The organism is Rhodococcus sp. 15-2388-1-1a (assembly GCF_002259145.1).
Lineage (GTDB): Bacteria > Actinomycetota > Actinomycetes > Mycobacteriales > Mycobacteriaceae > Rhodococcoides.
Map to the genome: position 1 here is coordinate 124,655 of NZ_NPFP01000017.1, position 11,232 is coordinate 135,886.

At 64.8% G+C, this 11,232-nt stretch carries 15 protein-coding genes; 3 read left to right on the top strand and 12 right to left on the bottom strand.

The window, feature by feature from the left end; genetic code table 11:
• Positions 1-24: 24 nt before the first annotated feature.
• From CH302_RS11495 to CH302_RS11520, 6 genes are all read right to left on the bottom strand, one after another.
• Complete coding sequence (locus tag CH302_RS11495) at positions 25-1,284, bottom strand: PP2C family protein-serine/threonine phosphatase (protein ID WP_082323722.1); 1,260 nt, start codon at positions 1,282-1,284, stop codon at positions 25-27.
• A 15-nt stretch (positions 1,285-1,299) separates the two neighbouring features.
• Positions 1,300-1,749 carry an ATP-binding protein gene (locus tag CH302_RS11500; protein ID WP_052047806.1) on the bottom strand — a complete coding sequence of 150 codons (450 nt, stop codon included), beginning with the start codon at positions 1,747-1,749 and terminating at the stop codon, positions 1,300-1,302.
• Between the two features lie 28 nt (positions 1,750-1,777).
• Complete coding sequence (locus tag CH302_RS11505) at positions 1,778-2,167, bottom strand: anti-sigma factor antagonist (protein ID WP_037192333.1); 390 nt, start codon at positions 2,165-2,167, stop codon at positions 1,778-1,780.
• Positions 2,168-2,198: 31 nt separating this feature from the next.
• The gene (locus CH302_RS11510; RefSeq protein ID WP_052047805.1) at positions 2,199-2,555 is read right to left on the bottom strand and encodes an STAS domain-containing protein; all 357 of its coding nucleotides are present in this window, start codon (positions 2,553-2,555) and stop codon (positions 2,199-2,201) included.
• A 155-nt stretch (positions 2,556-2,710) separates the two neighbouring features.
• Complete coding sequence (locus tag CH302_RS11515) at positions 2,711-4,303, bottom strand: phytoene desaturase family protein (protein ID WP_037192332.1); 1,593 nt, start codon at positions 4,301-4,303, stop codon at positions 2,711-2,713.
• 154 nt (positions 4,304-4,457) lie between these two features.
• Positions 4,458-4,895, bottom strand: a complete 438-nt coding sequence (locus CH302_RS11520; protein WP_037192330.1) for an SRPBCC family protein — start codon at positions 4,893-4,895, stop codon at positions 4,458-4,460.
• Positions 4,896-5,101: 206 nt separating this feature from the next.
• Between CH302_RS11520 and thiD the strand changes: the two genes are divergently transcribed.
• Entirely contained in the window at positions 5,102-5,893 is a 792-nt protein-coding gene (gene thiD, locus CH302_RS11525; protein ID WP_037192505.1) for a bifunctional hydroxymethylpyrimidine kinase/phosphomethylpyrimidine kinase, read from the top strand.
• A gap of 132 nt (positions 5,894-6,025) precedes the next feature.
• Positions 6,026-6,316 carry a hypothetical protein gene (locus tag CH302_RS11530; protein ID WP_037192502.1) on the top strand — a complete coding sequence of 97 codons (291 nt, stop codon included), beginning with the start codon at positions 6,026-6,028 and terminating at the stop codon, positions 6,314-6,316.
• A 49-nt stretch (positions 6,317-6,365) separates the two neighbouring features.
• On the opposite strand, the gene CH302_RS11535 is transcribed toward CH302_RS11530, so the two are convergent.
• From CH302_RS11535 to CH302_RS11560, 6 genes are all read right to left on the bottom strand, one after another.
• Entirely contained in the window at positions 6,366-6,593 is a 228-nt protein-coding gene (locus CH302_RS11535) for a hypothetical protein (protein WP_052047803.1), read from the bottom strand.
• A gap of 28 nt (positions 6,594-6,621) precedes the next feature.
• Complete coding sequence (locus CH302_RS11540; protein WP_037192328.1) at positions 6,622-6,882, bottom strand: lipopolysaccharide assembly protein LapA domain-containing protein; 261 nt, start codon at positions 6,880-6,882, stop codon at positions 6,622-6,624.
• A gap of 94 nt (positions 6,883-6,976) precedes the next feature.
• On the bottom strand, positions 6,977-7,147 hold the full coding sequence (locus tag CH302_RS11545; protein ID WP_008718579.1) for a CsbD family protein: 171 nt from the start codon (positions 7,145-7,147) through the stop codon (positions 6,977-6,979).
• Positions 7,148-7,258: 111 nt separating this feature from the next.
• Entirely contained in the window at positions 7,259-8,065 is an 807-nt protein-coding gene (locus tag CH302_RS11550; RefSeq protein WP_032394267.1) for a transglutaminase-like domain-containing protein, read from the bottom strand.
• An 84-nt stretch (positions 8,066-8,149) separates the two neighbouring features.
• A complete protein-coding gene (locus CH302_RS11555) occupies positions 8,150-9,169 on the bottom strand; it encodes an LLM class flavin-dependent oxidoreductase (RefSeq protein WP_037192325.1) in 1,020 nt (339 codons plus the stop codon).
• An 81-nt stretch (positions 9,170-9,250) separates the two neighbouring features.
• Positions 9,251-9,832 (bottom strand): TetR/AcrR family transcriptional regulator, encoded by a 582-nt coding sequence (locus tag CH302_RS11560; RefSeq protein ID WP_230596325.1) that lies wholly within the window; start codon positions 9,830-9,832, stop codon positions 9,251-9,253.
• A gap of 95 nt (positions 9,833-9,927) precedes the next feature.
• Between CH302_RS11560 and CH302_RS11565 the strand changes: the two genes are divergently transcribed.
• A complete protein-coding gene (locus tag CH302_RS11565) occupies positions 9,928-11,070 on the top strand; it encodes an acyl-CoA dehydrogenase family protein (RefSeq protein WP_037192323.1) in 1,143 nt (380 codons plus the stop codon).
• Positions 11,071-11,232 lie beyond the last annotated feature (162 nt).

Sequence of the window (11,232 nt, forward strand, 5' to 3'; positions counted from 1 at the left end):
AACCCGCGGGCTCGGCCTCGACAGTTACGAGTCGGCGTCGTCGCGGGGTACCTCGAAGGCGAGCAGAGCGACGTCGTCCTGCAGGCCGTCCCCGAAGGACGCCAAGAGGGAAGTCAGGTCGTCGACGATCTTCGGTGCAGTCGTCGAACCCTCTCCGGCAGCGAAGGATTCGAGGCCACCGTGGTCGTCGAAGCGCGTCCGTCCTGGTCCGACGATCGCTTCGGTCAATCCGTCGGTGTAGAACACCATGACGTCGCCTGGTTGCAGGGTCACCGATGCCGACGCGAAGTGCGGCTCGGCCAATGCTCCGACCAACTGGCCACCGGTGGTGTCGACGAAGTCCACGACGGCGTCGTGTGTGATGCGCAGGGCCGGCGGATGCCCGCCGCTGGCGAGATTCACCACCGCGCCGTCCGGTCCCGGGGTGATGGTGCCGAAAACCACCGTGCAGAAACGTGGGTCGTCGCCGTGAAACTCATGGTGCAGAACGGTATTGAGGTTTTCGAGCACCGATATCGGGTTGCGGTCGAAGACGGCGGCGGCCCGCAGGGTGTACCGGGTCAGTGAAGTCACGGCGGCGGCTCCGGCCCCCTTGCCACTGACGTCGCCGAGGAAGAATCCCCACGTTCGTTTGTCGAGGGGAAACACGTCGTAGAAGTCGCCGCCGACCTCGTCGAGGGATGCGGGGTGATAGTGGGCTGCCACGTTCATGCCCGTCGGAGCCGACAGGATCGGCGGCAGCAGAGTGCGTTGCAGCGTCGAGGCCAGGATCTGCACCTGCGTTCTCTCCGCCTCGGCGAGCTTGCGTGCTTCCTCCGACGCGCTCAGTGCGTCCTGCGATCTGTCCAGCGCGGCCTCTGCGTTGTCCTGGGCGGCCTCCGCGGTGTCGCGGGCGTCGACCAGGTCCCTTTCGCGCACGTTGCGTTCGGTCTCGTTGTGCAGCGTCATCGTCACCGTCAGGGCCCCCGCGGGCGTACGCAGGCTGTTGGCCAGAATCGATACGGCAATCGCGGCACGTCGATCGGTCGCAACGGTCAAGTCGGCGGTTGCTCCGATCGGTGCGTCCGATCCCGATGTCGACGCGACATCCAGCAGAGCCGTCAGCATCGGCTCGAACTCGACCGTGAACAGCTCGGTGACGGTCGTTCCGACGAGCGCCTCGCGGCTGCGCGAGGTGATCCGCGCAGCGGCCGTGTTCGCGTAGAGGATTCGCAAGGTGGCGACGTCGACCGAGAAGACGCCACAGGGTGCCGTGTCGAGTAGATCAGCAGCCGGGGCAGACATGGGGACTCCCTTCGGTCATGACGAGCGGGTGGCGGATCTCGCGCGGTCGGTCGTGACCGGATCGGTCCACACCGCAGTCACCACGGTGCCGTAACCGGGTCGATGGTCGACGAGGAGTTCGTCGGCCACCGCGGCTGCCAGTTGCAGACCGTGGCTGCGATTGGTCGCAGGCGTCGGTGGACGCCATGTTCCGGTGTCGGAGATCGTCACCGTCAGCGTCCGGTGTTCGTAGGCAGCGGTGATGGTCATCGTTCCGGGCTCGGGCACCGAGTGATAGGCGTGTTCGACCACGTTCGCGAGTGCCTCGTAGACCCCGAGGACGATGTCGTCCACCAGATCGTTCCTCACGCCGAGTTCGACGGTCCAATGGTGCAACCGGTGCCGGATGACGGTTGCCACGGCGGGCTCGGCGGGCGCGGTGTGGCTCCAGCGATGGGGGAGCGCCGCGGGGCTGCTCTCGGTCATGAAAGGTGTCCGAGTCGGTATCGGCGAGTCATCGATCGACCTCCGCGTCGAGAGATGCCGACCGAACATGGTCCACCGCGTCGGGCACCGTCGTGAAGGTCGCCATCACCCGATCGATCCCACTGAGCTGCACCGGCCGAACCACGACACCGTCGACCGCCACCAGTGCCATGCGCGAGGCGTCGGGTAGTCGATCGCACACTCGAACCAGCACTGTGATCGCACTGGACGAGAGGAAGCTGACGTTCGTCAGGTCCACCACGAGTCCACCTCGTGCGGTGTCGGCAGCGGGGAACGCGACGGCCGACAGTTCCGGGATGGTGTCGAGGTCGAGTTCGCCTCGAACGGTGAGCACGGTCGTCGCGTCGTGTGCTGCCGCCGCGATCTCGAAGGGTGCTCCGGTCGGCTCGTCTGGCATGTTTTCGACGTTACCTGTTAGCGAGTCCGATTCACGACCGAAACGTGTCGGCGAACAGGCCGCCTGCACCCAGTACCTCCAGGACCATGCGCACCGACCGTGCGGGTGCGAGTACGGCGATCTTGCCCGGATGTACGTAGGTGGCGTCGATGATCGCGTTGGCGACGCCGGAGTACATGAACGACACCTCCGACAGATCGACCGAGACCCGATCGGACGCGGAGGCCAACCGGTCGAGACTGTGGACGAATTCGGCGCGAGTGGACATGTCCAGTTCGCCGAAGGCGCGCAGAGTGTTGTGGCCGTTCGAGCCCGTGACCGTCTCGAGTCGGAACACGCCCTCGTCATCGCGAATGGAGCGTTCCATGGTTGCGGTGCTGGTCAACATGCTTACCTCTTCCCCGAAGCGATCGTTCCCGGCGGGTGCCCCCCCGGTTGCGAGCCGCTGAGTTGTTGTGCTTTCAACAATGCCAGTGTCCGATTTCGGAAGACTCCGTCGGAGGTCTCGAATCGGTAACGAAGGATCTCGGTACGATAACGGCGCTACCGGGTCAACACGTCGATGAGCGAACCGGTGATCTTCTTCTTCACCCAGCCACGTACACCTCGCTGGCCGAGCGCTGCCCGGGCAGCATTGAGGCCGGCTGCCCCGTGCACTCCGCCACCCGGGTGCGCCGATGCCGAACCCAGGAACAGGCCCTCCACCGGCGTTTCCGACCGCCCCAGCCCCGGCGTCGGACGAAAGATCAACTGCTGCTGCAGCTGCGCGGTTCCGCCGTTCACCGCACCACCGTGCAGATTGGCGTCGGCACCGTGCAGATCGCTCGGTCGCTGTACGACCCGGCCGACGACCGAATCCAGGAATCCCGGGGCGTGGGCGTCGAGGACTCGGTCCACTCGATCCGCCACTGTGTCGGCGGCCGCGTCGTCGACGACGCCTCTCGGCAGATGCGTGTAGGCCCAGGCGCTTTCGGTGCCCTCCGGCGATCTGCTCCGATCGGCAGTGGTCATCTGGCCGAACAGCATGAAGGGGCTCTGCGGGAGAACCCCCGTGGTGAGGTCGGCTGCCCAATGCACGAGACCGTTGTCGTCGGCCCCCAGATGAACCGTGCCGGCATCGGCCAAAGAAGGTGAGTTCCAAGGAATTCGACGATCGAGTGCATAATTCACCTTCACCACCGGGGTGTCCCACTCGAAGGTGCGCAGGTCGTCGTGGACGCGACGCGGAACGGCGTCGAACGGAAGCAGTGAACCGTACAGAGCCGGTGCGGACACGTCGGCCACGATGGCCCGGCGCGCCCGAAACGTGCTTCCGGCCGCAGTGTGCACAGCACGAGCGCGGCCGCCGCGCACCTCGATGTGCTCGACAGCCTGACCGCATTCGAGCACCGCACCCGACGCGGCCCCACGCCGTATCAACGCGCTTGTCAGCGCGGACGATCCGCCCACGGGGGTAGGAAACCCGACGTCCTGGGCCAGCATGGTGAGCAGCCAACCCATCATGCCGCTCACCGGGGCATCGGTCGGAGCGTCGCCGTGCATGGCGTTGCCCAGCAGGAGGCAGCGAGCAGCCTCGCTGTGGAAGAGCTCGTGAGCCATCACCCGAGCGGGGAGGGCAGCGAATCGTGCGAAGCGCAGTGTCTCCGGCACTCCCAGGGTGCGGACGAGTCGAGCCGCGGGGACGGCCGGTGGAAACGGTCCGAACAGCGAATTCATGAAGGGCTCGCGAATGCGTTCCCATTGCTCGAAGAGCCGCAGCCAGGTTCGGCCGTCTCGCGCGTCGTGTTCCGACAGCCGCGCGGCGGTGGTCTCGACGTCGTGGTGGACGACCGGAGCGTCGGTGTCCTGCGGTGACCGCGCATGGCCGTACACCGCGGGGGAGTGCGACCACTGCAGCCCGTGGCTTTCCAACTCGAGTGCCTTCATGGCAGGCGAGGCGAGAGCCAGCGGATAGAAGGCGCTGAAGAGGTCGCTGGTGAAACCGGGAACGAGTTCGGCGCTGCGCACAGCGCCGCCGGGGTGTTCGGCGGCCTCGAGGACCACGACGTCCCAGCCGGCGTCTGCCATCGCTGCCGCCGCGACCAAGCCGTTGTGGCCACTGCCGATCACGATCGCGTCGACCTCGGTGGTGGTCATGAGACTGCACTCCTCTGGTCGGTAGCGGTCTTGCTGGTCAGCAGGTTACCGACGAAGTGCGGCGCGACTCTCACGCCGAGAGCGGGGCTTCCGGCAACGCGTACGAACACGAACAGCACGTTTCCCGAAACCGATTGCCGCAGCGGAGTGTTGCTCACGGTGCAGTGGACCGCTCGGCCAGGAGCGCGAGCCTGCGTAGCGCCTCGGCGTTGCGAGGATGCGCCAGCAAGTGCTGTACCCGATCCGGCACCAGATCGAAGGGCGCGGTGATCGCATGCTCGATGATCTCGATACGGCACCCTGTGGCGACAGGATGCAGTCGCACTGTGATCGACGCCTTTCCGAACGGCAATGCTCGTGCCTCCAGCACCAGTTCGCGACCGGCGTGAAGTCCCACCGAGCGCGTGACATCACTGAGCACCGCCGGCCACGCACCGACCGAGTGATGGATCGAGCTGCCGACAGCGGGCCAGTGTCCATCGACCGCGCGGATGCGGGATGCGCCGACGACCCAGGTCGCATAGCTCCATCCGTTCGCCAGGACGTTCCAGACGTCCTCGCAACTGGCTGTCGTACTTCTGCTGGTGGGCACGATTCGGCCTCCGAACTCTCGTCGTGGTGCGTGGTTGCACGATCGCCGATCGTGCGCCGCTACTCCTGGGCTCGAAGTCGATGTACTGCGCGGTGTCGTTGCGTGCTCGGTGGGACGAACGAAATACGTATGCCCCGAAACCGCCGGACCCAATCCGGTGGCGACCACTCGCGTCGGTGCGGATCGGCGATTGTCATACTGAGGTCATGTCGACAATCGCGTACGTCATCGCTGGTTCGGAAGCCACCGGCGGAGCCGGTCTGCAAGCAGATCTCAAGACCTTCGAGCGGCTCGGGGTCTACGGAGTCGGCACGATCACGTGCATCGTCTCGTTCGATCCGAAGGCGGGCTGGGGCCACCGATTCGTACCCATCGACAGCACGGTCATTGCCGATCAGATCGAAGTAGCCACTGCCGCACATGATCTCGATGTCGTGAAGATCGGCATGCTCGGCACCCCCGTCACCGTGGACACGGTAGCGACGTCGTTGCGTCTGCAGCCGTGGCGGCATGTGGTGGTCGATCCGGTGCTGATCTGCAAGGGCCAGGAGCCGGGTGCCGCACTCGACACCGACAATGCCCTGCGGCGCGACATTCTTCCGTTGGCCACCGTGATCACCCCCAATCTGTTCGAGGCGCAGACCTTGTCCGGAATGGACGCCATCGACACCGTCGACGACCTGGGTGAGGCCGCCAAGAGAATTGCCGATCTCGGGCCTCATTTCGTGGTGGTCAAAGGCGGCGCGGGTCTGCCCGGCGACGAGGCCGTCGACGTCGTCTACGACGGGTCCGAACTGACGGTGCTGCGCGCCCCCAAGGTGGGCGAAGAACGCGTGTCGGGTGCCGGCTGCGTGTTCGCCGCAGCCATCACCGCTGAGCTGGCGAAGGGCACAGACGTGCTCGACGCGGTCGCCACCGCCAAAGATTTCGCCCACGCCGGCATCGTCGGTCGACTGACGAGCCACGCCCCGTTCGCTGCAGTGAGTTGGCACGACTGAGCCTCGGTCGCATGTTTGTGGACGGCGGGTTCGGGGAAGAGCGAGGTGCAGGCGGCGAACGCTTCTCAGGACCGGCTTGCGGTCAGTGGCCGTCGCACATCATCTCGAGAGGTCCGCATGGAGCACGAGAACATGAGCGAAGCCGACGCCGGTGCCACCGATGACGACCGGACAACCCGCGGCCACGCCGGTGAGGCAATCGTCGACACCCGGAACTGGCCGGGATACATCTGCATCGGCCTGGCATTGGTGAGCCTCGGCCTCACACTCACCGCGGCCGGGTACGGGTTCGGTGGCTGGACGTGGATCGGGGCGGTAGCCGCGCCGGTTCTCCTGATCGCCGGAATCGTGCTTGTGCTGCTGGAGCGCAAGCGCGTGAAGGCTCAGGAAGGCAAGTCGCTGACCGACCCGGCAGGACATTGATCGTCGCCGTGCCGGTCGGTACAGCTCGTCGACGCACTCGTCGACCGGTCTAGCGAAGGGCGTGCTCGGACTCGCGATCCTTGCTGCCCTGCGACTTGTCTGCTCGCCGTTGCGCGAACCTGCCTGCCGACTTCAGACCTTTCGATACGACGTTGTCCTTTCCCGTTCGCTTCTCGAGGCTCTGACCGGCGAATGCCAGCAGTCGGGCGAGAATGGGGAGCCCTATCGCGACGATGAGGTAGCGATACAGGTACTTGCGTGCGAGCAAGGGAATCATCGGAGGAATCCTGTCGTGTCGAAGTCGGTCAACGGACTGCGCGTCGAACCTTCAGTGCGGCCGTTGCTGCGAGCGTGATGACGGCACCGACGACAGCGGCACCGAGCAGGGACACACCCTGAGCGAGTTCGAAGTTCCAGCCGAGGAAGTTGATGTTGGTGTGAATCGTGTTCTGCAGCACGAAGATCACCAGTGCTGCGACGAGGACGAGCGTGATGAGGAGGGCGAGCTTCGAAGCGAATCCGCCGCGACGCTTGGTGGTCCCGGCCGTGTCGGTCGATGTGGTCATGAGGGGAATCCGTTCTCTGGTGTGAAGAAGAGTGGGGTGAAGAGCGAGTGCCGCCGATCATCGAGATCGGCGGCACTCGATGCGATGAAGTGGGTTACTTGAAGGTGTCCTTGATGTTCTCGCCGACCTTCTTCACGCCTGCCGAACCCTGGTCCTTCTTGCCCTCGGCCTCGAGGTCCTTGTTGTCGGTGGCGTCGCCGACAACTTCCTTGGCCTTGCCGATGGCGTCCTCTGCTGCGTTCTTGGCCTTGTCGATGAAGCTCATGGTGAACACCTTTCAGGTGGCTGTGAATGTTGGTAACGGATACTTAGTCGGTTTCAGTCGCCGAAAACAAACGCCGCTGTGAGGTAGCTCACGATGGCACCCGGTTGGGGATCAGGTGAGGGAGACCAACTCGGTGATGTCGTCCTGGGGGAGCTCGCCGTCGACCACGGCGGTGACGACAGAACTGTTCAGGGTGATGGCACCCTTGTGGTTGTCCAGGAAAGCGGTGTCGGCAGCATCGCGACCGACCGAGATCCGGACCAGCGTCGAGCGAGGTGCGAGGCACGTGGCATCGACGACGCGCCACTGGCCGCCGACGAACGCTTCGGCGACCGCGTGGAAGTCCATCGGATCGCAGCCGGGTGCGTACACCGCCACCAGGCGGGCCGGAACGTTGACCGCACGCAGCATGGCGACCACGAGGTGTGAGTAGTCGCGGCAGACGCCCTGTCCGGCGAGCAGCGTGTCGACGGCTCCGTCGATCGGATCACTGCTACCCGGAACGTAGCTCAGGCGCGCGCCCACCCATGCGGAAATCTTGGCCAGCAGTTCCTCGGAGTCCGCGTAGTCGCCGAATTCGGTTGCGGCGAATCCGTAGAACTTGTCGGCCTCGGCGTACCGACTGGGTCGGAGGTAGAGCGACATGTCGTAGTCGGTGACCGGTGCCGGGGTGGTGTTGCCCAGGATCGTGGCGTCGTACGACACCTGCAGGTTGCCCACGTCGGCAGGCATGACGTGAATTCGGTTGCCGTGCGGCCCGCTCACTTCCTTTGCCTCGATGGGGTTGCCGTCGAGAACGAAGGACAGTGATTCGGTGACCGTCGTGCCCGGATGTGGCGCGATCGCAATCTGGAATTCGAGCGTGGTGGCTGCGGTGATGTCTACATCGAGGCGCGCGGATACGTCGCGTTTGAGCATGGGAACTCCTGGCAGGTGGGGGTGGGTGAACTCGCTGCCAGTACCCACGTTCGCCGAACCCAAACGCATACGCTCACCAGGTGATCAACGCCACCCCAGCGCCGGAGCGACGTCGCGGAGCAGTGTCTCCAATACGTGCGCGCAGTACTCGACGCCCAGCTGATTGGGGACGGTGAGCAGCAGAGTGTCTGCGGCCGCGATCGCTTCGTCTGCAGCGAGCTCCTCGATCAGCCGATCGGGCTCACCCGCGTACGTCTTGCCGAATCGAGCTTTGCCGCCGTCGAGATAGCCGACCTGGTCGTCGCCAGTGCCCTCCCGGCCGAAGTAGGCACGGTCGAGATCGTTGACGATCGGAAAGATGCTGCGGCTCACGGACGTTCGCGGCGCGAAGTCGTGTCCGGCGTCGCTCCACGTCTTGTGGAATCGCTCGATCTGCTCGGCCTGCAGTTGATGGAACGGCACACCGGTGTCTTCGCTCAACAGCGTCGAACTCATCAGATTCATGCCCTGTCGCGCGGTCCACTCGGCGGTCTCGCGGGTGCCGGCACCCCACCAGATTCGCTGCCGCAAACCGGGGGAGTGCGGTTCGAGGCGCAGTAGTCCGGGCGGGTTGGGAAACATCGGCCGTGGATTGGGCTGCGCGAAGCCCTTGCCTTCGAGGAGGTCGAGGTAGATACGGGTGTGCTCGCGGGCCATGTCGGCATGATCGGAGCCCTCGGCCGGGGTGTAGCCGAAATAGCGGTAACCCTCGATTACCTGCTCGGGCGATCCTCTGCTGATCCCGAGCTGCAGCCGCCCACCCGAGATGAGATCGGCGGAGCCCGAATCCTCGGCCATGTAGAACGGGTTCTCGTAGCGCATGTCGATGACGCCGGTACCGATCTCGATGGTGCTCGTCCTGGCACCGACGGCGGCGAGCAGAGGGAACGGCGATGCGAGTTGGTTGGCGAAGTGATGGACGCGGTAATACGCGCCGTCGGCACCCAGTTCTTCGGCTGCGACCGCCAGGTCGATGGACTGCAGCAGCACGTCCGACGCGGACCTCGTCTGCGACTGTGGGGACGGTGACCAGTGTCCGAAGGACAGGAATCCGATCTTCTTCATCACGTGCTCTTTCGTTGAAGGATCAACTACATTCACTGTACTTCAGCGTGTGTCGGGGTGAATCCATTCCCGGCGTCGGGGCTACGCGCCGATGCCTGCGGTCAAGAGCTTCGCCAGTTCGAGATATGCGTCGCCGTCGCTCAGTCCGGTCAGGCGGAACACCTCGCGAGTCTGAATGCGAACCATGACCGAGGAGGCGACGTCGCCGACGAAGGCCGCGTGCACGTCGCGCACTTCGCCGCTGGCCACGCCCTCGCTGATCAGTTCCTGGACGCGGCGCGCGGCGATCGCAGTGTTGCGTTCGTACACCGAGCGGGCCGCCTCGAGTGATGCCAGATCGGTCATGAACTGCTCGGACGCCGATTCCAGAGCTGCTCCCACCGCGGTCAGATATGTGGTGATGCGATTGCGGGTGCCGTCGACCTCGGCGACCGCGCTTTCGACCTGCGTGGTCATGGACTTGAAGTAGTGCACGGTGGCACCGCCGACCAGCTGGTCCTTGCTCGACGCCAGTGTGTACAGGGTGGACTTGGAGCATCGGAGGCGGGCCGCGATGGTGTCGAGCGTCAGGTGTGCGAAGCCCTCCGCCAGAAACAGGCTCACGAGCTGGTCGAAGAGTTCGGAACGGCGTGCCGTCGCATGCGAGGTCACGGGTGCGTTCACATCAGGGATGGTACTGCATCGCCTTGTGCAGTACTCTGCATCAGTACTGCGGATCATCCGGCAGTACTGGTCCGAACTTTCCGGAGGTTTTTCACGTGCCCGTCGATCGTCTGTTGCCCACTGCCGAAGCGCGCGACCTCATCGCGCTGACCCGCGACGTGGCAGACAAGGTGCTCGACCCGATCGTCGACGACCACGAACGGCGTGAGGCGTACCCCGACCGCGTGTTCGCCACCCTGGGTGAGGCGGGACTGCTGAGCCTGCCGTACGCGGAGGAATGGGGAGGTGGAGGCCAACCGTACGAGGTCTACCTCCAGGTCCTCGAAGAACTGGCGTCGCGCTGGGCGGCAGTGGCAGTCGCAGTGAGCGTGCACGGTCTGGCTTGCTATCCCGTGATGGCGTTCGGTACCGATCGACAGAAAGCCGACAAGCTTCCCGACATGCTCGGTGGGGCACAGATCGGTGCCTACTCGCTGTCCGAGGCGCAGGCCGGTTCGGACGCTGCCGCACTGAGTTGCAAGGCCACCCCGACCGAGGGCGGCTACACGGTGAACGGTTCGAAGGCGTGGATCACGCACGGCGGAGTGGCCGACTTCTACAACCTGTTCGCTCGAACAGGCGAAGGATCGAAGGGTATCTCGTGCTTTCTGGTTCCGGATGGAACCGACGGCCTGAGCTTCGGCAGGCCCGAGGAGAAGATGGGACTGCACGCGATCCCGACGACCTCGGCGCACTACGACAACGTGCACGTACCCACCGAGTGGCGAATCGGCTCGGAGGGGCAGGGACTGCAGATCGCCTTCAGCGCACTCGATGCCGGACGGCTCGGAATTGCAGCTGTAGCAGTGGGAATCGCCCAGGCGGCACTCGACGACGCGGTGAAGTACGCGCAGGAACGTACGGCGTTCGGCAAGAAGATCATCGACCACCAAGGCCTCGGTTTCGTGCTGGCGGACATGGCGGCGGCGGTGGACTCCGCCCGCGCCACCTACCTCGATGCTGCCCGTCGCCGTGACGCCGGACTTCCGTACTCGCGCAACGCTTCCGTGGCCAAGCTGATCGCCACCGATGCTGCCATGAAGGTGACCACCGATGCGGTGCAGGTGTTCGGCGGCTACGGGTACACCCGCGACTTCCGCGTCGAGCGCTACATGCGCGACGCCAAGATCACTCAGATTTTCGAGGGCACCAACCAGATTCAGCGTCTGGTGATCGCGCGATCACTCGCAACCAGCTGACATCAGAACCATTCGACACGTCCGAACAGCGACCGTAGGGGACACCTTCATGACAACGACCGAACCCGATATTCATACGACTGCGGGTAAATTGGCCGATCTTCGTAAACGTCTCGCGGTTGCGGAGATTCCCTCCGGTGAGGCGGCGGTGGACAAGGTCCA